The sequence below is a fragment of the Brevundimonas sp. genome, assembly GCF_013823285.1.
Lineage (GTDB): Bacteria > Pseudomonadota > Alphaproteobacteria > Caulobacterales > Caulobacteraceae > Brevundimonas.
Genome location: NZ_PNLV01000011.1, coordinates 1 through 21593, shown reverse-complemented (window position 1 = coordinate 21593; position 21593 = coordinate 1). Strand labels below are relative to the sequence as shown.

Annotated in this window: 19 protein-coding genes; 4 read left to right on the top strand and 15 right to left on the bottom strand. The window is 68.1% G+C overall.

Annotation, left to right across the window (positions count from 1 at the left end):
• Positions 1-2: 2 nt before the first annotated feature.
• The 10 genes from C0461_RS03060 to C0461_RS03015 form a co-directional block, all read right to left on the bottom strand.
• Entirely contained in the window at positions 3-1490 is a 1488-nt protein-coding gene (locus tag C0461_RS03060; protein ID WP_363377439.1) for an FAD-dependent oxidoreductase, read from the bottom strand.
• 388 nt (positions 1491-1878) lie between these two features.
• Positions 1879-2133, bottom strand: coding sequence for a hypothetical protein (locus C0461_RS03055; RefSeq protein ID WP_292103834.1), 255 nt, complete (start codon positions 2131-2133; stop codon positions 1879-1881).
• 124 nt (positions 2134-2257) lie between these two features.
• Entirely contained in the window at positions 2258-3127 is an 870-nt protein-coding gene (motA, locus tag C0461_RS03050) for a flagellar motor stator protein MotA (protein ID WP_292103832.1), read from the bottom strand.
• An 86-nt stretch (positions 3128-3213) separates the two neighbouring features.
• Positions 3214-3777 carry a hypothetical protein gene (locus C0461_RS03045; protein WP_292103831.1) on the bottom strand — a complete coding sequence of 188 codons (564 nt, stop codon included), beginning with the start codon at positions 3775-3777 and terminating at the stop codon, positions 3214-3216.
• A 61-nt stretch (positions 3778-3838) separates the two neighbouring features.
• Complete coding sequence (lpdA, locus tag C0461_RS03040; protein ID WP_292103830.1) at positions 3839-5236, bottom strand: dihydrolipoyl dehydrogenase; 1398 nt, start codon at positions 5234-5236, stop codon at positions 3839-3841.
• A gap of 1 nt (position 5237) precedes the next feature.
• Positions 5238-5768, bottom strand: a complete 531-nt coding sequence (locus C0461_RS03035; protein WP_292103829.1) for a hypothetical protein — start codon at positions 5766-5768, stop codon at positions 5238-5240.
• Complete coding sequence (locus C0461_RS03030) at positions 5765-6208, bottom strand: hypothetical protein (protein WP_292103827.1); 444 nt, start codon at positions 6206-6208, stop codon at positions 5765-5767. The genes C0461_RS03035 and C0461_RS03030 overlap by 4 nt, the downstream gene beginning before the upstream one ends.
• Before the next feature lie 6 nt (positions 6209-6214).
• Positions 6215-7852: a 2-oxo acid dehydrogenase subunit E2 gene (locus C0461_RS03025; RefSeq protein ID WP_292103825.1), complete on the bottom strand. Its 1638-nt coding sequence runs from the start codon at positions 7850-7852 to the stop codon at positions 6215-6217.
• A gap of 1 nt (position 7853) precedes the next feature.
• On the bottom strand, positions 7854-8936 hold the full coding sequence (locus C0461_RS03020; protein ID WP_363377449.1) for an alpha-ketoacid dehydrogenase subunit beta: 1083 nt from the start codon (positions 8934-8936) through the stop codon (positions 7854-7856).
• A 56-nt stretch (positions 8937-8992) separates the two neighbouring features.
• Positions 8993-10246: a thiamine pyrophosphate-dependent enzyme gene (locus C0461_RS03015; protein WP_292103822.1), complete on the bottom strand. Its 1254-nt coding sequence runs from the start codon at positions 10244-10246 to the stop codon at positions 8993-8995.
• A gap of 152 nt (positions 10247-10398) precedes the next feature.
• Between C0461_RS03015 and C0461_RS03010 the strand changes: the two genes are divergently transcribed.
• Genes C0461_RS03010 through C0461_RS03000 form a run of 3 tightly spaced genes read left to right on the top strand, consistent with a single transcriptional unit; the run spans position 10399 to position 13125 of the window.
• Complete coding sequence (locus C0461_RS03010) at positions 10399-10884, top strand: Lrp/AsnC family transcriptional regulator (RefSeq protein WP_292103820.1); 486 nt, start codon at positions 10399-10401, stop codon at positions 10882-10884.
• Complete coding sequence (locus C0461_RS03005; RefSeq protein WP_292103818.1) at positions 10877-12208, top strand: hypothetical protein; 1332 nt, start codon at positions 10877-10879, stop codon at positions 12206-12208. Before C0461_RS03010 ends, C0461_RS03005 begins: the two co-directional genes overlap by 8 nt.
• A complete protein-coding gene (locus C0461_RS03000; RefSeq protein ID WP_292103816.1) occupies positions 12205-13125 on the top strand; it encodes a pirin family protein in 921 nt (306 codons plus the stop codon). Before C0461_RS03005 ends, C0461_RS03000 begins: the two co-directional genes overlap by 4 nt.
• Positions 13126-13783: 658 nt before the next feature.
• Here C0461_RS03000 and C0461_RS02995 read toward each other — a convergent pair.
• The 5 genes from C0461_RS02995 to C0461_RS02975 form a co-directional block, all read right to left on the bottom strand.
• Positions 13784-14749, bottom strand: coding sequence for an alpha/beta hydrolase (locus C0461_RS02995; RefSeq protein ID WP_292103815.1), 966 nt, complete (start codon positions 14747-14749; stop codon positions 13784-13786).
• Positions 14750-14762: 13 nt separating this feature from the next.
• Positions 14763-15962 carry an AI-2E family transporter gene (locus C0461_RS02990; protein ID WP_292103813.1) on the bottom strand — a complete coding sequence of 400 codons (1200 nt, stop codon included), beginning with the start codon at positions 15960-15962 and terminating at the stop codon, positions 14763-14765.
• Between the two features lie 76 nt (positions 15963-16038).
• On the bottom strand, positions 16039-18210 hold the full coding sequence (locus C0461_RS02985; RefSeq protein WP_292103812.1) for a 3-hydroxyacyl-CoA dehydrogenase NAD-binding domain-containing protein: 2172 nt from the start codon (positions 18208-18210) through the stop codon (positions 16039-16041).
• 17 nt (positions 18211-18227) lie between these two features.
• On the bottom strand, positions 18228-19433 hold the full coding sequence (locus tag C0461_RS02980; protein ID WP_292103810.1) for an acetyl-CoA C-acetyltransferase: 1206 nt from the start codon (positions 19431-19433) through the stop codon (positions 18228-18230).
• 87 nt (positions 19434-19520) lie between these two features.
• A complete protein-coding gene (locus C0461_RS02975; protein ID WP_292103808.1) occupies positions 19521-20441 on the bottom strand; it encodes an alpha/beta hydrolase in 921 nt (306 codons plus the stop codon).
• A gap of 109 nt (positions 20442-20550) precedes the next feature.
• Between C0461_RS02975 and C0461_RS02970 the strand changes: the two genes are divergently transcribed.
• On the top strand, positions 20551-21593 hold a 1043-nt coding region (locus C0461_RS02970; RefSeq protein ID WP_292103806.1), incomplete at its 3' end, for an aromatic ring-hydroxylating dioxygenase subunit alpha.

The window sequence follows — 21593 nt, the reverse complement described above, 5'->3', positions numbered from 1 at the left end:
CCTCAGCGCTTCCCAAGGCTCTCCCTGGCTGGATCCACCCGCCGCGCGGATGCGCGCGGCAGGGGTGAAGGCGCTCCTGTGATCAGGCTCGCCACATGCTCCGCCAGCAGCGGCGCAGCCGCGAAGCCCCGTGAGCCCAGTCCGCCGAGAATGAAGAGGCCCTCCTCCAGCCGCCCGGCCGCCGGCAGCCGGTCCCGTGTCGCCGCCCGGATCGCGGCATGGCGATGCAGCGGGGCAGAGCCGATGCGGTCGGCAAGCTCGGGAAGCATCGCCTTCAGGGCCTCCAGATTTCGCTGGTCGTCCGCGTCCCGCACGGACCCGTCGGTGTCGTCCCGGTCATGGGTGGCGCCGAACAGAACCCCCTCGCCGGTAGGCGCCGCATAGCCGCCCCAGGCCGCGCCCAAGATCGGACCCGCGTCCAGATTCGCCCAGCTCGCCTGGCCGCGGACGGCCTGAAGACCCGGTATGCCCAGGGCCGCCCCGCCCCATCCGGCGGCCAGCACCACCGTCTCGGCCTCGGCCAATTCGTTGCCCGCGTCGTCCAGCACCCGCCACGCGGCGCCGTGACGCTTCAGCCGCGCCGCCCGGCCCTCCACCCGCCGCGCACCGGTCAGCCAGGCGTCGAGGATCGCCGGCGGCCGCACAGTCAGGGCGCCTCGCATCATCAGGCCGCCGGCCGCCAGCGGTTCGCCCAGCGCCCCGGACGCCTCGGCTGCGGTCACCCGCTTCATGGCCCCCACCGCCCAGATGGCCTGGCCGGCCACCTTGTCGAACCGCCCTGCGTCGCGCGGGCCATGCTCCAGCCGGAACACGCCGCGCGAAACGATCGCGTCCGGCGCCTCACCGTACAGCTGTTCTGCGCGCTCCAGCGCCTGGGCGAACAGACGGGCCAGATCCTCGTCGCCGACATCCAGGCGGGGCGTCGCGAGGGCGGCCGGAAAGCCCGACGCCATCGCCTTGTCATCCGTGATCATCAGGGGATCCGCCCCCTGGGCGCACAGGGCCCGCGCCAGACTCGCCCCCGCGATTCCCGCGCCGATGACAGCCACCCGGCCGTGGCCATGGGGGGGCGCCGCGCCCGGCAGGACCGCCTCCAGCCGCTCGCGCTTGCGGCCGTGGCCGGGGCGCTTGTCTAGCTGAAAGCCGCGCTCGGCCAGACCCCGGCGCACCGCCCCGGCCACGGTGAAGGTGCCGAGGCGCGCGCCCGGCGCCGACCGCGCGGCCACCCCGTCCAGCACGGCGTCTGACCACATGTCCGGGTTCAGGGCGGGCGAGAACCCGTCCAGGAACCAGGCGTCGGCGGCGCCGCTCCACTGCTCGAGCGCCCAGGCTGCGTCGCCCACGGCCAGATCGAATGTGGCGTTCCAGTCCGGCAGGTCGATCCGGTGGAAACCGGGCGTCGCGGACGGCCAGCGCTCCAGCAGCGCCCGGGCCGCTTCGGCGATTTCGGGCCAGGCGGACAGGGCCCGCGCCGCGTCACTGCGCGACACGGAAAGCCCTCGATTGAGAAGATGTGGAGCCGCCCCCCGGCCCGGCTTTCGCGCCACAGGTGCAGCAGGGCGGCGATGTTCAGGCCGGTTCCGAACCCCAGCTCGGCCACGGTGAAGCGGGGGCGGTCCGACCAGGCGTCCGGCAGGCCGCAGCCCGCCAGAAACACCGCCCGGCTCTCGGCCAGGCCGTCTTCGAGGGAATAGTAGACGTCGCCGAAGCGGGGCGACCGGGGAGCGCCCGGTTCGGACCAGTCCAGGGATCTGTCGGGGTCATCGACCATGCCCGGCTAGAGCACCGGCGGGGCGGCGCGATCAAGACCGGGCATGGAAAAAGGGGCCGCCCGACGGGCGACCCCTTTCCAATCTCTTTGCTCATGCGAGCGAAGGATTACTCGGCGGCCGGAGCTTCAGCAGCTTCTTCGGTCGCTTCACCGGCGGCGGCGGCGGCTTCACCGGCGGCCATGGCGGCGTCTTCAGCAGCGGCGTCGGCGGTGGCGGCGGCGTCGGCGGCCGTGTCGGCGGCGGCGTCGGCTTCCACAGCGGCTTCTTCAGCGGTGTTTTCTTCGGCGGCCGGCTGGCAAGCGGCGACGGACAGGGCGGCGGCGGCGCCGGCGGCGGCGACGAGCAGTTGACGGATGGTCATATCGGATATCCTTCAGAAGGGTGGTGCGGGGTCATGATTCCCACCTGCAGAGATAACGCGATCGTGAGGTCCCCCGTCAAGCGGAATCCTCACGGCTTCGTGATTGCAGCCAAGCTTTTCCGGATCAGACGGCGGTCCCGGCCTCGGACAGGGCTTCCTCCAGTTCGATGAAGGACGGCTGGGCCGTGGACGGAACGTCGCCCCGGCCGATCTCGACCGAGATCTGGGCGGCGTTGCCGTGCAGGTGCGCCACCAGCACCGACTGGATGATCTTGTAGTAGGCCGCGTCGCCCTCGATGATTTCCTTCAGGCGCGTGGAGAGGGGCCCGACCAGGCCATAGGCAAGAAACACGCCCAGGAAAGTGCCCACCAGGGCACCGCCGATCATGCCGCCCAGCACCTCGGGCGGCTCGGTGATGGAGGCCATGGTCTTGATCACCCCCAGCACGGCCGCGACGATCCCCAGCGCCGGCAGGGCGTCGGCGGTGCTCTGCAGCGCATGGGCCGGAGCCAGGGCCTCGTGGTGGTGCTTCTCCAGCTGCTTCTCCATGGCGTCCTCGACCTGGTGCGGGTCCTCGAGGTTCATGGTCATCATGCGCAGGGTGTCGCAGATGAAATCGGTGGCGAAGTGGTCCTTCAGGATCTTCGGATATTTCTGGAAGATGGTGGACTCGGCCGGCTTTTCGATATGGCTTTCCAGGGCGATCACGCCCTTGGATTTCATGGTCTTGGTCAGAAGGAACAGCAGGCTGAGCAGGTCGCGGTAGTCGCCCTTCTTCCACTTGGGCCCGGCGAAGACCTTGCCCAGGCCGCCCAGCACCCCTTTCAGGGTGGTGGTGGAATTGGCGATCAGAAGCGCCGCGACGGCCGCGCCCCCGATCATCATCATCTCATAAGGCAGGGAGTGGAGGATGACCCCCATCTTGCCGCCCGCGATGGTGTATCCGCCGAACACCATGGCGAACAGCACGATGATGCCGATGATCTGAAACATGGAAGCCAGCCCTTTTCACGCCGTTCTGGCGCGGATTTCAGGGGACCATGCCGGTTAATGCTTAAAACGGTGTTGCGGGAGACGCGTCAGCCTTCCCGGCCGCACCACATGTCGGTCCGGACTCCCACTTCCTCAAACGTCGCCCGCAGACCCTCAACGTCAAAGCCGAGCTGGTTCTCGTACCGGCGAATAAATCCGCCTTGTCGAGGGAAGAGTTCGGGGCTGGCCGCGGCTCCCGTGCAGCAGAAACATACCTCCACGCGCCCCACCTCCTCGCCCGCTTCATTGTAGTAGTGCAGGAAATGGTGGGGAATGAAGCAGGCCGCATAGCTGAGGTGCCGATAGCCGGAACGACGGAAATGACCTTCGATGGCATTGCGCTCATCGCGGGACAGAATGCGGCCTTCCACCAGCCATTCCCCCATGTCCTCCGCCGAACGGACGAACAACTTGACTGTCGTTGCCTCCGGATAGGGACGAACCGACTCTCGCACCACGACCTCGGTGATCGGCCAACCGTTGGCGTCCAATTCTGGCGGCCAGAGAACCTCGGCCAACGGTTCTCGCCAAACATCGAAGGTGGGGACGATCCCCAACGCAATGATGACAAGGGCGGATCCAGCGACCGCCCGGATCGGCGTAATTTTCATGAGACCGCCCCGTGTCTGAGTTCTGGCGCAAGGCAGAGGCCCGTGGCGGTATAGTCAAGCTCTATATGTGTATTGCGTGACCGAGCGCCCGAAGCGACGCCTCGTGGAAGGCCTCGCCCATGGTCGGGTGCACATGGATGACGCCGGCCACGTCCTCCAGCACCGCGCCCATCTCCATCATCTGGGCGAAGCTGTTGGACAGCTCCGACACATGCTGGCCGACGGCCTGAACGCCAAGGATGCGGTGGTCAGCCTTCGACGCGATCACCCGCACGAAGCCGCCGTCGTCGCCCGCTTCGAGCGCCAGGGCCCGGCCGATGGCGGCCAGGGGGAACACCGACTGGATCACGTCGTCGCGGCCCTTCACGTCGTCGGGACCCAGCCCCGCCGAGACGATCTCCGGCTCCGTGAAGCACACCGCCGCGATGGTCACGGGGTCAAACACCCGGTCATGGCCGGCGATGATCTCGGCCACTATCTCGCCCTGGGCCGAGCCCTTGTGGGCCAGCATGGGTTCGCCGGTCAGGTCGCCCACGGCCCAGACATTCTTCATGGCGGTGGCGCAGCGCTGATCCACCTTCACGAACGGTCCGTCCATGGCCAGCCCCATGGTCTCCAGACCCCAGCCCTTCGTGCGCGGTCGGCGGCCGACGGTCACCAGCACCTTGTCCGCCGCGATCTGGATCGGCTTGCCGTCCCTGGTGGTGACCGACAGCTTGCCCTTTTCGAAGCCGCCGGCGCGGGCGCCCAGATGCAGGGTCACGCCGTGGCGCTCCATCCATTTCATCACCGGGTCGGTCAGGGCCTTGTCGTAGAGCGGCAGGATGCGCTCGGCCATCTCCACCACCGTCACCTCGGCGCCGAGCTTGCGATAGGCGATGCCCAGCTCCAACCCGATGTAGCCGCCGCCGACCACCACCAGCTTCTTCGGCACTTCCGGAAGGGACAGGGCCCCGGTGGACGAGATCACGTCGCCGCCGAACGGCAGGAACGGCAGCTCCACCGGCTCGGACCCCGTGGCCAGGATCACGTGCTCGGCGGTGATGCGGATGTCGCCGTCATCGGTGGAGACGGTGCAGGTCTTGGCGTCGCTGAACGTGGCCCAGCCCGTGATGACCTTGACCTTGGCCTTCTTCAGCAGGGCCGCCACCCCGCCGTTCAGCTTTTTGACGATGCCGTCCTTCCATTCGACCGTCGCCTTCAGGTCGATGGCCGGCTTCGCCGCCGTGATCCCCAGCGTCCCGCCGTCAGCCGCCTTGGCCACGGTCTCGAACTTGCCCGCCGCATGGATGATCGCCTTGGACGGAATGCACCCCACGTTCAGGCAGGTGCCGCCGAGGCCATCGCCCCCGTCCACCAGAATGGTGTCCAGCCCCAGCTGCCCGCAGCGGATGCCTGCGACGTAACCGCCGGTGCCCGCGCCGATGATGAGGACTTTGGTTTTGATGTTTTGGGTCATTTCAGCTTCCGTCAGATCGCAGGCGCGCAGCGGCTGCTCGCAGGGCCGGGCCAATGCGGGGATCGGCGTTTTCGCTCACCGAGATGAAGTCGAGAATCTGCCACTGGCCGATGCGACGCCAGTCTTGAGAGAGGCCTATACGGTTCGCGTAGACTATGACGAGTGCGCCCGGCCGCCATTCGGCGCGCGCATAGTCCTGTGGGTCGCAGGCGATCATCGGCAGCGTCTGGCGCGTCGGCGCCGGGCCCTTCACGCTGGCGATGCTGTCCAACACCACTTCGACGCCCATGTCGCGCGGAGCCGGCCCTGTCTCGCTGGCCCATTCTGCGGAAACGATCCGGCCGAGGTAAACGGAGGCGGACAAGTTCCACAGATGATCCTGCCGCTCGATCCTGGCGGTCGCTGACTCAGCGGATGACAGCGCGGGGCGGTTCGGATCGGCGGGGAAGCAGGCGAGCGCGGGGCCGGCTGTGAGCGTGACCGCCAGCGCGGCGCCAATGATGAGCCTTTTGGTTTTGAGGGTCTCGGTCATTGGGCAGCTATGATCGAAGCGCGGGCACGGGCCAGCAGGCGCTGACCGCGCGGGTCAGAAAGAAGGGATATGTCGTAGGGGCGGAGCTCGCCATCCCGGATGGTCATCACCACGAGCACCTCATCACCGGAGTTCCAGCGCTGCGGCAGGTTGGGAACGACACTGGCCGGGCAGTCAGTGATGACGATCTCGTCCCCGACGATGATCAGGTCAGGCGGTGCGCCCCGAAGGACCTCGGTCGAGCGTATCGCGGTGGGGATTTCGGTTCGGGGAGCCCGCTCGGTAATGCCCAGGACGATGACGATCGCACCGTCAATGAGGCGCGCTTCCTGGACGTCGACAGGCGGGGTGGGAGGCGGGTTGCGACAGGCTGACGCCTCCGAAGCCACGCTGAGCGAGACGACGAGGGCAGAAGCGCAGAGGTAAGCGCGCCACTTCATCCGCCCTCACCCCATCCACAGCGTCGCCGGATGCTCCAGCAGGCCCTTGATGCGCTGGACGAACACCGCCGCGTCGTGGCCGTCGACGATGCGGTGATCGAAGCTGGACGACAGGTTCATCATCTTGCGCACCACCATCTGGCCGTCGATCACCACCACGCGCTCGGCGATCTTGTTGGGGCCGACGATGGCCACCTCGGGGTGGTTGATGATGGGGGTGTGCACCACCCCGCCCAGTGTCCCCAGCGAGGTGATGGTGATGGTGGAGCCGCTCAGCTCGTCCCGCCTGGCCGAGCCGTCCTTCGCCGCACTCGCGACCCGGGCGATCTCGTTGGCGGTGTCCCAGGGGTCGCGCGCCTCGGCGTTGCGGACCACCGGCACCATCAGGCCGTTGGGCGTCTGGGCCGCGATGCCCAGATGGACGGCGGCGTGGGTGGTCAGGATCCCGCCCTCGTCATCATAGTGGCTGTTGATGGTCGGCTGGTCGCGCAGAGCCACCACGATGGCGCGGGCGATGAAGGGCAGAACGTTCAGCTTGGGCTGGTCCTTGGCCTTCGTCGCATTCATGTGCGCCCGCAGCGCCTCCAGCGCCGTGACGTCGATCTCCTCCACATAGGTGATGTGCGGAATGCGCCGGACGCTGTCGGCCATCTTCTCCGCGATCTTGCGGCGCAGGCCGATGATGCGGGTCTCGGTGGTCCCCTCCGCCGCCGCATAGAGCGAGCCGCCCGAAGACGCCACCGCCGGGGCCGATCCGCCCGACAGGAAGGCGTCCAGATCGCCATGCTCGATCCGGCCGCCCGGGCCGGAGCCGGGCACGAACTGCAGCTCAACACCCAGGTCGCGGGCGCGCTGACGCACCGCCGGCGAGGCCAGCGGGCGCACGCCGGGGGTCTGGGCCTGACGGGCGACGGTGTCGCGCGCCGGGGCGGGCTGCGGCGCAGGCGGTTTGGAGGCGGCCTTCTGCGGCGCGGGCGCCGATTTCGCCGCGCTCGGGGCGGGGGCAGCGACCGGGGCGGCGGCCTCGGCCGATCCGCCCTCGCCCGCGAAACTCACCAGCGGCCCGCCGACGGCCAGCGCCTGACCCGGCTCGCCGTGCAGCACCGCAACGGTGCCGGCGTACGGGCTGGTGATCTCCACGGTGGCCTTGTCGGTCATGACCTCGGCCAGGATCTGGTCTTCCTCGACCGCGTCCCCGACCTTCACGTGCCAGGCGACCAGCTCCGCCTCGGCGGTGCCTTCGCCCACGTCGGGCAGTTTGAACACGCGGCCGGTCGGAGCGGGCGCGGACTTGCCCCCCTCCGGCGCCTGCGGTGCCGTGCTCCCCCCGGCGGGGGGAGAGACGCTCTGCGCCGGCGCCGGAGCTTCCGCCGGCTTCGCGGCCGCCTCGGCGTTCCCCGCGCCCTCCACCTCGAACTCCACCAGCGGCGAGCCCACGGCCAGTTGCTGGCCCGGCTCTCCGTGGGCGGCGGTGACCTTGCCCGCCACCGGGCTGGTCAGCTCCACCGTGGCCTTGTCGGTCATGACGTCGGCGATGACCTGGTCTTCCTCGACCACGTCGCCCACCGTCACATGCCAGGCCACCAGTTCGGCCTCGGCGGTGCCTTCGCCCACGTCGGGCAGCTTGAAGACATAACGTCCCATATCAGCGACCTCCCCCGTTTACTTGGCCAGCCATGACGGCTTTCAGGGCGTCGGCCACGCGCTGCGGGCCGGGGAAATACTCCCACTCGAAGGCGTGGGGATAGGGCGTGTCCCACCCGGTCACCCGCGCGATCGGCGCCTCCAGATGATAGAAGCACCGCTCCTGCACCAGCGCGCTCAACTCGCCGCCGAAGCCCGAAGTTTTCGGCGCCTCGTGCACGATGACGCAGCGGCCGGTCTTCTTCACGCTGGCCTCGATGGCCTCGATGTCCAGCGGCACCAGCGTCCGCAGGTCGATGACCTCGGCGTCCACCCCCGCGTGCTCGGCGCCCGCCAGCGCCACCCAGACCATGGTGCCGTAGGCCAGGATGGTGACGTCGGCGCCTTCGCGCATCACCCGCGCCTTGCCGATGGGCTCCACATATTTGCCGGTGGGGACCTGGGCCAGGTCCTGCGCCTTCCATGGCGACACCGGCTTCTCGTGCCAGCCGTCGAAGGGGCCGTTGTACAGCCGCTTGGGCTCCAGGAAGATGACCGGATCGTCGTCCTCGATGGCGGCGATCAGCAGGCCCTTGGCGTCATACGGGCTGGACGGGATCACCACCTTCAGGCCGGCGATGTGGGTGAACAGGCTTTCCGGGCTCTGGCTGTGGGTCTGGCCGCCGAAGATGCCGCCGCCATAGGGCGAGCGCACCACGATGGGGGCGGTGAACATGCCCGCCGAGCGGTACCGCAGCTTGGCCGCCTCCGACACGATCTGGTCGTAGGCCGGATAGATGTAGTCGGCGAACTGGATCTCCACGACCGGGCGCAGGCCGTAGGCGCCCATGCCGATGGCTGCGGCCACGATGCCGCATTCGCTGATGGGGGCGTCGAAGCTGCGGGTCATGCCGTGCTTGGCCTGCAGCTTGTCGGTGACCCGGAACACGCCGCCGAAATAGCCCGTGTCCTCGCCGAAGCTCAGCACATTGCCGTCCTCGGCCATCTTCACGTCCAGGGCCGAGTTCAGCGCCTGGATCATGTTCATGGGGACCACGTCCCCCTTCGGGGCTACGGACTTCGGGGCCGCGTCCTGGTCGACCATGTCCGGCTCGATGCCGTTGGTGCGGTCGGAGTCGGTGAAGGTGGTGTTGCTCATGGTCAGACCCCCACCTCGCGCCGCTGTTCCACGAGGCGCCAGTCCTCGGTGGCATAGACCTCCTCGAACATGGTCTTCACGCTGGGCCGCGATTGGCCCAGGGTGCCGATGGCCTCGGACTCGCGTCCCGCCGCGCGGACCTTCTCCACCGCATCCTTTTCGGCCTCGGCCTGCTGGTCGTCGGACCATTCGCCCAGTTTGATCAGATGCTGCTTCAGCCGCATGACCGGGTCGCCCAGCGGCCATTTCTCGTGCTCGTCGCCGGGCCTGTAGCGGCTGGGATCGTCGGAGGTGGAATGCGGGGCGCCGCGATAGGTGAACAGCTCGATCACCGTGGCGCCCAGATTGGCCCGCGCCCGCTCCTCGGCCCACTGGGTCGCCGCCCAGACCGCCAGGAAGTCGTTGCCGTCCACCCGCAGGGCGGGCAGGCCGTAGCCCACGGCCTTGGAGGCGAAGGTGGTCTCAAGCCCCCCGGCGATGCCCTGGAAGGAGCTGATGGCCCACTGATTGTTGACGATGTTGAGGATCACCGGCGCCCGGTAGACGGCGGCGAAGGTCAGGGCGTTGTGGAAGTCGCCCTCCGCCGTGGCCCCGTCGCCGATCCAGGCGATGGCCAGCCGGTCGTCGCCCTTGTAGGCGCTGGCCATGGCCCAGCCCACCGCCTGCGGATACTGGGTGCCCAGATTGCCCGAGATGGTGAAGAAGCCGTAGTCGCGGCTGGAGTACATGATCGGCAGCTGGCGCCCTTTGATCGGGTCGCTCGCGTTCGAATAGATCTGGTTCATCATGTCGACCAGCGGATAGCCCCGCGCGATCAGCAGACCCTGCTGGCGATAGGTGGGAAAGCCCATGTCCTCGCGCGGCAGCACCATGCCTTGGGCCACCGCGATGGCCTCCTCCCCGGTGCACTTCATGTAGAAGCTGGTCTTGCCCTGGCGGTGGGCCCGGTGCATCCGGTCGTCGAAGGCTCGGGTCAGAATCATGGCCTTCAGGCCGTTCCTCAGGGTCTCGGCGTCCAGCTTGGGATCCCACGGCCCGACAGCCTCGCCGGCGTCGTTCAGCACCCGCACCAGCCGGAAGGCGTGGTCGCGCATGTCCAGCGGCGGCGTATCGGTTTCGGGGCGGTCCACCGCCCCGGGCTCGTCCAGCCTCAGATGGCTGAAATCCGGTTTGTCGCCGGGCCGGCCCGAAGGCTCGGGAATTCTCAGCGACAGCGGTCGTGCGTTCGGCCGCTTGGCCGGGGGCGTCTTGCTCATGGTCCGTCTCAGCATCTGCGGCCGTTGGCGGGCGGGGCTTCCTCAGGCGAACGCATAGCACGGGCTCGCGCTCCACGCCCGCCCAATTTTGCCCTTGCATCAGGGCGAATTGGGGTAGATTATTGCGCCAAACCGCAATTTGGAGAAAAGGCTTGGCCGAAGAACTGGATCCCATCGACGCCCGCATCCTCGACATCCTGCAACAGGATGCGGGACTGCCGGTGGCCGAGGTGGCCGAACGGGTGGGCCTTTCGGCCTCGCCCTGCTGGCGCCGCATCAAGAGACTGGAGGATAGCGGCCTGATCCGCAAGCGGGTCACGCTGCTGGACGCCGATCTGCTGGGCCTGGACTTCGAGGTCTACGCCATCGTCAAGCTCAGCCTGCCCTCGAAAGAGAACCTCCAGATTTTCGAGGAAGCCGTCGGCCACTGGCCCGAGGTGATCCAGTGCGCCACCATCACCGGGCGCGAGGACTATGTGCTGCGCATCATCACCTGCGACATGCACGCCTTCGACCTGTTCCTGCGCGAGAAGCTGCTCAGCCTGGGCATCGTCTCGGACTGCGAGAGCCACATCGTCACCCGAGGGGTGAAGAACGTCACCGCCTTGCCGCTGGCGCTGGTCACCCCGCATGTCTGAGACCGGGGGCGGCTGGCGCGGTGCGGCCGCCGCCCTGGCGCTGGTTCTGGCGACGCCGCTGTGCGCCGGCGCCCAGGAACCGGTCGCGGCCGGCGATCTGGCCGCTTTCCAGCGCCTTCGCGCCGAAGGCCTGGAGGCGGCGGGCGAAGGAGACATCCCCCTTGCCCGCGCCCGCCTGGCGCAGGCCGACGCCCGGCTTCCCAATCATGCGGGATTGATCCTTCTCCGCGCCCGAACCGCTCATCTGGACGGTGACGAACAGGAGGCCCTGCGCCAGCTCGGGCGCTATGCCGCCGCCGGCCTCACCCTGGATCTCGGCGCCGACCGCCACTTCTCCGGCCTGACGCCGGGCCCGGATCAGGCGGCGCTCGCCGCGCGGCTGGCGGACAATGCGCGCGCCGTCGGACAGGACCGCTTGACGCCGCTGATGCGCCTGAACGCGCCTGTCCTCATCGAAAGCGTGGCCTTTGACGGACGTCGCGGGCGCTGGCTTGCATCCAGCGTGCATGACCGGACGATCGTCGCGCTCACCGCCGAGGGCGCGGTCTCGCCGTATCTGGCTGAAGACGCCGACGCCCTCGGCGTTCTCGGCCTGGCGCTGGATACAGAGCGCGATGTGCTTTGGGCGGCCACGGCCGGCTTGCCCCAGGTGCGCGGCCTCACGCCTGAACAGGCGAACGCCGCAGAACTGCTCAAGATCGACCCCGCGACGGGCGCCGTCACAGCCCGGTTCTCGCCACCGGACGACGCCGACCACGCTTTTGGCGATGTGGCGCTTGGGCCGGACGGCGCCGTCTATGTGTCCGACAGTCTCTCGGGCCAGATCCTGCGGCTGCCGCCTGACGGCGAAACGCTACAGACCCTCGTTCCGGCGGGGGTTCTGGGGTCGCCACAGGGCATCATCGTGGTGGAGGACGGGACCAGCCTGATCGTGGCCGACTACTCCAGCGGCCTGCACTATGTTTCCCTCACGGACGGCGCCGTCACCCGTCTTTCGGCGCCCGATGACGCCGTGTTGGTCGGAATCGACGGCTTGATCGCCCTGAACGGCGACATTCTGGCGCTTCAGAACGGGATTCAGCCCCATCGCGTTCTGCGCCTGACGCTCTCCGGTGCGCGGACGTCCGTGACGCGGGTCGAGGTTCTGGCCGCGAACCTCGACGATCTGAACGAGCCCAGCACAGGGCTGGCGCTCAACGGCGATCTGGTGTTCGTATCCCGAACGCAATGGCGCGCGTTCGACGGCGAAGGTCAGCTTCGCATACCGGAGCCCGCGCCCACGGTGATATCGCGGCTGACGCCAAATCAGGGGACACGGCCATGATCGAGATGGTCATCGACGCACGGAAAAAGGACCTGGGCGGGTTCGAGGTGGGCCGCATCCTGCCCTTCCACGCCCGTCGCATGGTGGGGCCCTTCGTCTTTCTGGACCAGATGGGCCCGGCCGAGTTCGCCCCGGGCGCCGACTCCGTCAATGTGCGCCCGCACCCGCACATCGGCCTGTCGACCCTGACCTATCTGTTCGAGGGCGAGATCATGCACCGGGACAATCTGGGCTTCACCCAGGCGATCCGTCCCGGCGAGGTCAACTGGATGACCGCCGGCAAGGGCATCGTCCATTCCGAGCGCACCGACCCGCTGAAGAAGACCCAGGGCGGCCCCATGCACGGCATGCAGGCCTGGATCGCCCTGCCCGACGAGGCGGAGGAGACCGACCCCGCCTTCTTCCACCATGGCGAGCCCGACCTGCCGGCCTATGAGAACGGCGGCCTGTTCGCCCGGCTGGTGGCGGGCGAGGCCTACGGCGCGGCCGCCTCGGTCAAGACCTCCTCGCCCCTGTTCTATGTGCACTGGGAGATGGAGCCGGGCGTGCGCTCCGCCCCCCCGCCGGGCAAGGGAGCCGGCGGCATGAGCGAGCGGGCGGTGTTCGTGGCCAGGGGCTCCATCGAGATCGGCGACCGGGTGCTGCACGCCGGGCAGATGGCGGTTCTGGAAGCCCACGCCGAGCCCACCATCAGGGCGCTGGAAAAGGCCTCGGTCATGCTGCTGGGCGGCGAGCCGGTTGGCCCGCGCATCATCTGGTGGAATTTCGTCTCCTCCAGCCAGGCCCGCATCGACCAGGCCAAGGCGGACTGGAAGGCCGGACGCATGACCCTGCCCTCCGAAGACTCGCTGGAGTTCATTCCCCTGCCCGAAGAGCCCGCCGTGGCCTCGAAACCGGAACCGACCCACCCGGTGTGAGCAATCCTCCCCATCGGGGGAGGGGGACCGCGTAGCGGTGGAGGGGGCTCGCCGGCAGTCTGGATATGCGACCGCCCCGCGCCATCGGCAATCCAGCCCATCCCACCCGCCGCCGCCCGGCTTCAGCCCCCTCCGTCTCGCCGCGATGCGGCGATCCACCTCCCCCGATGGGGGAGGAGTTGCCGACTTCGTCCCGCATTTTCCCGGGCCAATGCATTGGCGCACAAGACTTCGCGAAAATTCTTCACCCATTTTTCCGACCGCGTTCCCCGCGCCCGTATCCTTGTCCCATCCCGTCGCACGGGAAGGGCGCTCGGCCGGCGACCTTGCGGCGGCGGGCTGTGATCGAGCGGGATATAGCGGCGGGGCGGATTACTCGCCGGGTCCAGGATGCGGAGCGCTGTCCGCACCTGCCCGTTCAGGGCCTAACACCGGCTAGCGCCACGGCCATTCCGCTTCGAGGCCTCGGGCCTCGAAGCCAGGAAATGGCCCACTATGAATTTGGCGCGTGCCCACCGGGGGCTCTGGCAGAACGATCGCGCGGGGCGTCAGCCTTCGTCGAAACGGTATTTGTCTATCCCTTGCACCGGGCGATGGCCCGGCGTCCCGCTCCCTTCCCATCAACCCGCACCGACGGGCGCTTCAGCCTGTCCGGGGCTCAGCCGCGAACGCCTGCCAGAAAATCCAGCAGGGCCGCGTTGACCGCCTCGGGCCGCTCCTGCTGCAGCCAGTGGCCGGCGCCGGGGATCTCGATCATGCCGCGCAGGTCGGTCAGCCAGTCCGCCTGCGCCTTCTCATGCCGCCCGGCGTAGTGGCGCACGGGGTCGTTCTCCCCGATCATGAACAGGGACGGGATGTCGATGGTCCTGTCCTGAAGCCAGGCGGTCAGGGACCAGTTCAGGTCCATGCAGCGGTACCAGTCCAGCGGACCCCTGAACCCGCCCGCGCGGAACGCGGCCACATACTCTGCAAAGTGTTCGGCGCTCATCCACGGCGGCCGGGTCGCCCCGTCGGTGACGCCGTCGACCATGGACTGGCCCGGCTTCAGAAAGCCGGTGTGGCGCTGATCGGCCGGGGTGGCGCCGTCATAGGCCCAGAACATCTTCCTCAGGGCCGTTTCGGGATCGGCGTCGAATGGCACATGGGCGTCCGCCTCCTGAAATCGCGTGATGTAGAGGTCGTCGGTCCCGGCCCGCGCGGCGATGGCGCGCATGGCGGCGATGGGCGGCCCCTTCGCCCGGCGGGGCTGGAACGGCACCGACAACCCCGCCACGGCCGTGAACAGGTCCGGCCGCATCAGGGCGCAGTGCCAGGCCACGGACGCCCCCCAGTCATGGCCGATCACCACGCACGACCGCTCGCCCAGCGCCCGCACCAGATCCACCATGTCCCCCACCAGATGCAGGATGGTGTGGTCTTCGGTCTTCCCGGGCCGGTCGGTTCCGCCATAGCCCCGCATGTCCGGAACGACGGCGCGATAGCCGGCCTCGGCCAGGGCCTCGACCTGTGCCCGCCAGCTGATCGCCAGCTCCGGAAAGCCGTGGATCAGCAGGACCAGCGGCCCCTCGCCCGCCTCCAGCACGGACTGGGTCAGGCCGTCGGTGGCGATCAGGCGGCGATCCATGGGGCGCTCCTCGTCATTTCGAGGAGGCAGCATCCTTCTCGCTGATCGGTTCGTCCAGATAGACCCCCTTGATCAGCACGAAAACCACCACCGCCAACGGCGTGGCCAGCAGCACGCCCAGCGGCCCGAACAGGGCGGCGAAGATCAGGATGGAGAACAGGGCGATCACCGGCGGCAGGGACACCATGCGCTTCTGCACCAGCGGCATGATCAGATTGCCCTCGATCTGCTGAATCACCAGATACAGCAGCAGGGTCCAGAGTATCATCTCCGGCCCCATGGTGGCCGCCAGCAGCAGGGCGGGGATTGTCGCCACGATCGGCCCGAGAATGGGCACGAACTCCAGCACCCCGGCGATCATCCCCAGGGCCAGGGGCGAGGGCAGGCCGATGGCCCAGGCCCCCAGTCCCGTGACCACGCCGACCGCGACCATGGCCGCCAGCTGGCCCAGCAGCCAGCGGCGCAGGCCTGTGCCCGAGACGTCGAACGCCTTGCCCACCGTGTCGGCGGTGCTGGCGCTGCGCTTCTGGAACAGGCGTACGAAGCCGGCCCTGTAGCTCTGCGGATTGAGAGCGAGGAACAGACCGGCGAAGATCACCAGCATCAGCTCGGCGATGACGCTGGCCACCAGCCCGGCGAAGGCGCCCACATTGGCGAACACGCCTCCGGAAAGAAGACTGCCGTCAGCGGCCGGCGGCGCGGGCGCCACGCCGGGTGTCCCCTCCCCGTCCTCGACGGGGGCCTGGGCCGTCCCGGCCTCGTCGTCTTGGCCGACCTGATCGATCAGGCTGTCGATCCGATCGACAATTTCGGGCCCGAAAGGCAGGGACGCCAGCTGGCCCCGCGCCGCCTGCCACGCTTCGGGGAGGCGGTCGGTCAGGTCCGACGTCTGGCTTGAAATTTCACGCCCGAAGGCCCAGCCCCCCAGCGCCATCAGAATGAGCAGGGAGACCAGCGCCGCCAATACGGCCAGCCGGGGCGGCAGACGGGCGAACCGCTCGAAGGGCTCGGCCACGGTGCGCAGGACGATGGCCACCAGAATAGCCCCGAACACCAGCAGCAGGATATGGCTGAGCTGCCAGATCAACAGGGCGGCGACGATGACGGCGGCGATGAGCAGGGTCTGACGCAGCAGACGACCGTCATCGGCCCGTTGTTCAGCCGTCGTGGCTGTCGTTTCGGTGGTTGCGCGAGAGCGTGGCTGTTTCCCCATCGCCCCCTAACGCACCGGGCGCGCCGGGGTTCTCCCGACGCGCCCGTCACGCATCCGCTTCACGGATCAGAGGCCGTCAGGCGGCCTTCTTGCCCGCGAACTTGCCGTAGAAAGTCTCGCCCTTGGCCGCCATGTCGCGCAGCAGTTGGGGCGGGGTGAACCGCTCGCCGTACTTCTCGGCGTATTTACCCGCCTGTTCGACAAAGGCCTTCAGCCCGATCTGGTCGATCATGGTGATCGGCCCGCCGGTCCAGGGCGCGAAGCCCCAGGCCAGGATGGCGCCCACGTCGGCCTCGCGCGGATCGTCGATGACGCCCTCTTCCCAGCAGCGCGCCACCTCCACCGCCTGGCGATAGAGCAGACGACGCTTCTGGTCCTCGACCAGTTCTGGTGTGGACTCGGCGATCTTCACCGGGGCCAGTTCCGACAGGCCCTTCCACAGGGTCTTGGGCTTGCTGTCATAGTCGTAGAAGCCCTTGCCGTTCTTGCGGCCGTAGCGTCCCAGCTCCTCGACCATCTTCTCGACGATCTCCATGCCCGGCTGCGGCGTGAACTTGTCGCCCAGATCGGCCTTCGTCTGCTTCGTGATCTTGACCGACAGGTCGAGCGCCACGTCGTCGTGCATCTCCAGCGGACCGCGCGGCATGCCGGTGGCCCGACCGATATTGTCGATCATGGCCGGCGCATAGCCTTCCTCCAGCATGGCCAGACCTTCGGCCACATAGGTGGCGAAACAGCGGGAGGTGTAGAAGCCGCGTCCGTCGTTGACGACGATCGGGGTCTTCCTGATCTTCATGACGTAGTCGAGAGCCCTGGCGATGGCCGCCTTCCCCGTTTTCTCGCCCAGAATGATCTCCACCAGCATCATCTTGTCGACGGGCGAGAAGAAGTGGATGCCGATGAAATCCTCGGGCCGCACGCTGGCCTCGGCCAGACCCGTGATGGGCAGGGTCGAGGTGTTGGAGCCGAACACGGCGCCGGGGGCCAGCTGGGCCTCGGCCTTCTTCGTCACCTCGGCTTTCAGGTCGCGGCTTTCGAACACGGCCTCGACCACCAGATCCGAGCCCTTGATCAGGTCATAGTCGGTGGTGGGGGTGATCAGGGCCAGAACGGCGTCGGCCTTGTCCTGGGTCATCTGACCGCGCGAGACGCGCTTCTTCAGGATGTCCTCGGCGTAGGACTTGCCCTTGTCGGCGCCTTCCTGGCTGACGTCGATCAGGATGGTCTCGATGCCGGCCATGGCCTGCACATAGGCGATGCCCGCCCCCATCATGCCGGCGCCCAGAACGGCCACCTTCTTCGGATCGGACTTCGGCACGTCGGCCGGACGCAGGGCGCCCTTGTCCAGCTCCTGCTTGGACAGGAACAGCGAGCGGATCATGCCCTGGGCCTGCGGCGTCATCAGGGTCTTGATGAAGTAGCGGGTCTCGACCCGCAGGGCCGCGTCCATGGGCAGCTGAACGCCCTCATAGACCGCCTTCATCATGTTGGTGACGGCCGGATAGTTACCGTAGGACTGCTTCCTCAGCATGGCGTTGCCCATGATGAAGACCTGCGAGCCGGCCGGATGATAGGGGCCGCCGCCGGGCAGCTTGAAGCTCTTCTCGTCCCAGGGCTGGACGGCCTTTCCGCCGCCCTTGATCCAGGCCCTGGCTGCCTCGACTTCCTTGCCGGGCTCGACCACCTCGTGGACGACGCCGGCGGACAGGGCGTCCTTGGGACGCCAGCTCTTGCCCTCGGACATCTGCATCAGGGCGGCCTGCACGCCGATCAGGCGCGGCAGGCGCTGGGTGCCGCCGCCGCCGGGGAACAGGCCCACCTTGATCTCGGGCAGACCGAGCTGGATCTTCGAATTGTCGCCGACCACGCGGTAGTGGCAGGCGAGGGTGAGCTCGAGGCCGCCGCCCAGGGCCAGGCCGTTGATGGCCGCGGCCACCGGCTTGCCGCAGGTCTCCAGCGCGCGCAGGGCGCCGTTCAGACGCCAGCCGGCGTCATAGGCCGCCTGCAGGTCGGAGCCGCCCAGCATGCCGCCGGCCATGTCGCCCAGATCCGCCCCGGCGCAGAAGCCCGAGGGCTTGCCGGAGGTCAGGATCACGCCCTTGATGGCGTCGTCGCCCTTCACCTGTTCGACCCACTCGGGGATCTCCTTCATGACGCCCGAGGTCAGGGTGTTCATGGAGCGGGCCGGCACGTCGAAAGTGATCAGCGCAATGCCGTCGCCGTCGATCTCGATCTTGAAGTTTTCCATGGTGCTTCTCCTTCGGATCAGACGCGTTCGATGACGGTGGCGGTGCCCATGCCGCCGCCGATGCACAGGGTAGCCAGGGCTGTGGTCTTGTCCGAGCGCTCCAGCTCGTCCAGCGCGGTGCCCAGGATCATGGCGCCGGTGGCGCCCAGGGGGTGGCCCATGGCGATGGCGCCGCCGTTCACGTTGATCTTGTCGTGGGGGATGTTCAGGGCCTGCATGTAGCGTAGGACCACCGCAGCGAAGGCCTCGTTCAGCTCATAGAGGTCGATGTCGCCGGCCTCCATGCCCAGACGGGCCAGCAGCTTGCGGGTCACGGGGTCGGGGCCCGTCAGCATGATGGACGGTTCCGAACCGATGGAGGCGGCGCCGCGGATTTTCGCGCGGGGCTTGAGGCCCAGGGCCTTGCCCGCCTCGAGGGTGCCGATCAGCACCCCGGCCGATCCGTCGACGATGCCCGAGGAGTTGCCCGGGGTATGAACGTGATTGACGCGCTCCACCTCGGGGTAGCGCTGGTTGATCACGGCATCGAAGGCCATCTCGCCCATCATCTGGAACGAGGGGTTCAGACCGCCAAGGGTCTGCATGTCAGTCTTCGGGCGGATGGTCTCGTCGTGATCAAGGATGGTCAGGCCAAGCTGGTCCCGCACCGGCACCACCGACTTCTTGAAGCGGCCGTCGGCCCAGCTGGCGGCGGCGCGTTTGTGGCTCTCAACCGAATAGGCGTCCACGTCATCGCGGCTGAAGCCGTACTTGGACGCAATCATGTCGGCCGACACGCCCTGGGGCACGAAATAGGTGGCGATGGCGCTGGACGGGTCGATGGGCCAGGCCCCGCCGTCGGAGCCCATGGGCACGCGGCTCATGGCCTCGACGCCGCCGCCCACAGCCATGCGGGCCTCGCCGGAGGCCACCTTGGCGGCGGCCATGTTTACCGCTTCAAGGCCCGAGGCGCAGAAGCGGTTGATCTGGACGCCGGCGGTCAGCTGGGACCAGCCAGCGGTCAGAACGGCGGTGCGGGCGATGTCGGCGCCCTGCTCGCCCACCGGGGCTACACAGCCCAGGATCACGTCGTCCACCTGCGAGGTGTCCAGGTCGTTGCGGTCGCGCAACGCCTCCAGAACCTGGGATGCCAGGGACAGGGCGGTGATCTCGTGAAGGGATCCGTCCTTCTTGCCCTTGCCGCGCGGGGTGCGCACGGCGTCGAAGATGTAGGCGTCGGCCATGGGTGCGTCTCCTTTGAGGACGCTTCCTTAGCGCGTTTGCCGACGAAATGCTACGTTTACGTCAACGTCAACTTACGACTTTTTTCGTCAGTCGAGGAAGGCGCGGACCCGCTCGGCGAACAGGTCGGGCTGATCCAGCATGATGAAGTGCGCGGCGTCGTCCACCCGGGTCAGTTCGGCTCCGGGCAGGGTCTGGAACGACATCTGGTAGATCATGTCGGTGATCTCGGGCGTCATGCGCGGATCGTTGAACTTGACGTACAGAACCTCCGTGGGCGCCGTAATGGCGGTCAGTTCCGGGCGCAGGTCGGTGATCACCAATTCGCGGAAGGCGGCGGCGGAGACTTGCTGGTCGCTGTCGCGGCTGTGCCGGAGGGGCGCCGCCCGCTCGGATTCGGTCTGGATCATGCCGATGATGGTCTGCTCGGCCTGGGCCAGATATGCCTCGCGCGGAGTGCCGGACTGGGCGGCGTAGATCTGTTCCGCCACGGGGGCGACGCTTTCGGCGGTGGTTCCGGGCGGGCCGAACATCGCGCCCATGAAGGGGACCATGTCCACAACCATCAGGCGGCCCACGGCATCGGGGTGGCGCGCGGCCAGCATCATGGCGATGGTCCCGCCCATGGAGTGGCCGATCACCGCCGGGCTCTCCAGACCCTGATCGGCGATATAGCGGGCGATCTCCTCAGCCACGGGCGCCGCAACCGGCCCCTCGGCGTTGGCCCCGGCAGGGGCGCCGGCGAAGCCGTTCACCTGGACGCGGTGGATGCGGTAGCCGCCGCCCAGCCGATCCACGGTGCCCTGCCAGATTTCCGGCGAGGAGCTGAGGCCGGGAATCAGGATCACGTCCTGCCCCTCACCCTCGACCATCACATGCAGACGGTCGGAGGCGAAGTCAGCATGGGCGTGTGCGGTCGAGGCATGGCCTTGATGCTCATGGGACTGGGCCCCGGCGGGCGCGGCCGCAAGGACGACAGCGGCGACGATCATCATGGCGGGACGGATCATGTGTTTCTCCTCATGGGACGGCGTAAGCATAAACACATCTTACTTTGAAATGCAAAGTCGATTTCCTGAAACCTCGCTCTGCTCGCCGGAGCGATGATAAAGAGAGCTCATGACCGCTTCATCCGCTCCAGCCCCGCAACCTGAAGCCAGGGCCCCGACCGCCGCCTTCGGCAAGGGCTTCATCACTGACGCCTGGTATTTCGCGGCCCTGTCGCGGGATGTGAAGGCCGCGGGACTCAAGCGCTACGAGCTGCTGGGAGAGCCGGTGCTGATCGGCCGCACCCGTGCGGGTCAGGTCTACGCCATGCGGGACATCTGTCCCCACCGGGCCGCCCCCCTGTCGGCCGGACGGCTGGTCCAGCATGACGGCGAGAGCGAGACGGTGGAATGCCCCTATCACGGCTGGCGCTTCCGGCCCGACGGCGTGTGCGCGGCGATCCCCTCCCTCGTTCAGGACCAGGCCTTCGAGACGGACCGGGTCCGGGTGCGGTCCTATCCCGTGACCGAGAGCCAGGGGCTGTTGTTCGTCTGGATGGCCGCCGATCCCCGCAATCCGTCGGCCCCCGACCATGACCCGCCGGTGTTTCCCGGCGTGGTGGGCGGCGGGGCCAAGCTGGTTGAATGGATGGACTTCGACAGTCATGTGGACCACGCCGTGGTGGGCCTGATGGACCCGGCCCACGGGCCCTATGTGCACCAGCAGTGGTGGTGGCGCAGCGCCAAAAGCCGGCATGAGAAGGCCAAGGCCTTCGAACCGCGCGAGCACGGCTTCGCCATGGTGCGCCACGCCCCGTCATCCAACTCCTACGCCTACCGCATTCTGGGCGGGGCGCCGGCCACCGAGATCACCTTCCGCCTGCCCGGATACCGCTGGGAGCATATCCAGGTGGGCGAGAAACAGGTGCTGGCCCTGACCTGCCTGACCCCCCTGACCGAGACGAAGACCCGGATCACCCAGATCTTCTGGTCCGACCACTGGGTGTTCGACCTGATCCGCCCCTTCCTGAAGCAGGGCGCCCGCGCCTTCCTCAAGCAGGACGGCGACATGGTGAACCTGCAGAACGAGGGCCTGCGCTACGACCCGGCCCTGATCTGGGTCGATGACGCCGACAAGCAGGCCAAATGGTACCAGCAGCTGAAGCGGGAGTGGCT

What these genes read in the sequence shown, in the direction of transcription:
- C0461_RS03055 (WP_292103834.1), bottom strand. Translation starts at nt 2,133, where the DNA reads ATGACCATCCGTCAACTGCTCGTCGCCGCCGCCGGCGCCGCCGCCGCC.
- motA (WP_292103832.1), bottom strand. Translation starts at nt 3,127, where the DNA reads ATGTTTCAGATCATCGGCATCATCGTGCTGTTCGCCATGGTGTTCGGC.
- C0461_RS03045 (WP_292103831.1), bottom strand. Translation starts at nt 3,777, where the DNA reads ATGAAAATTACGCCGATCCGGGCGGTCGCTGGATCCGCCCTTGTCATC.
- lpdA (WP_292103830.1), bottom strand. Translation starts at nt 5,236, where the DNA reads ATGACCCAAAACATCAAAACCAAAGTCCTCATCATCGGCGCGGGCACC.
- C0461_RS03035 (WP_292103829.1), bottom strand. Translation starts at nt 5,768, where the DNA reads ATGACCGAGACCCTCAAAACCAAAAGGCTCATCATTGGCGCCGCGCTG.
- C0461_RS03030 (WP_292103827.1), bottom strand. Translation starts at nt 6,208, where the DNA reads ATGAAGTGGCGCGCTTACCTCTGCGCTTCTGCCCTCGTCGTCTCGCTC.
- C0461_RS03025 (WP_292103825.1), bottom strand. Translation starts at nt 7,852, where the DNA reads ATGGGACGTTATGTCTTCAAGCTGCCCGACGTGGGCGAAGGCACCGCC.
- C0461_RS03020 (WP_363377449.1), bottom strand. Translation starts at nt 8,936, where the DNA reads ATGGTCGACCAGGACGCGGCCCCGAAGTCCGTAGCCCCGAAGGGGGAC.
- C0461_RS03015 (WP_292103822.1), bottom strand. Translation starts at nt 10,246, where the DNA reads ATGAGCAAGACGCCCCCGGCCAAGCGGCCGAACGCACGACCGCTGTCG.
- C0461_RS03005 (WP_292103818.1), top strand. Translation starts at nt 10,877, where the DNA reads ATGTCTGAGACCGGGGGCGGCTGGCGCGGTGCGGCCGCCGCCCTGGCG.
- C0461_RS03000 (WP_292103816.1), top strand. Translation starts at nt 12,205, where the DNA reads ATGATCGAGATGGTCATCGACGCACGGAAAAAGGACCTGGGCGGGTTC.
- C0461_RS02995 (WP_292103815.1), bottom strand. Translation starts at nt 14,749, where the DNA reads ATGGATCGCCGCCTGATCGCCACCGACGGCCTGACCCAGTCCGTGCTG.
- C0461_RS02990 (WP_292103813.1), bottom strand. Translation starts at nt 15,962, where the DNA reads ATGGGGAAACAGCCACGCTCTCGCGCAACCACCGAAACGACAGCCACG.
- C0461_RS02985 (WP_292103812.1), bottom strand. Translation starts at nt 18,210, where the DNA reads ATGGAAAACTTCAAGATCGAGATCGACGGCGACGGCATTGCGCTGATC.
- C0461_RS02980 (WP_292103810.1), bottom strand. Translation starts at nt 19,433, where the DNA reads ATGGCCGACGCCTACATCTTCGACGCCGTGCGCACCCCGCGCGGCAAG.
- C0461_RS02975 (WP_292103808.1), bottom strand. Translation starts at nt 20,441, where the DNA reads ATGATCCGTCCCGCCATGATGATCGTCGCCGCTGTCGTCCTTGCGGCC.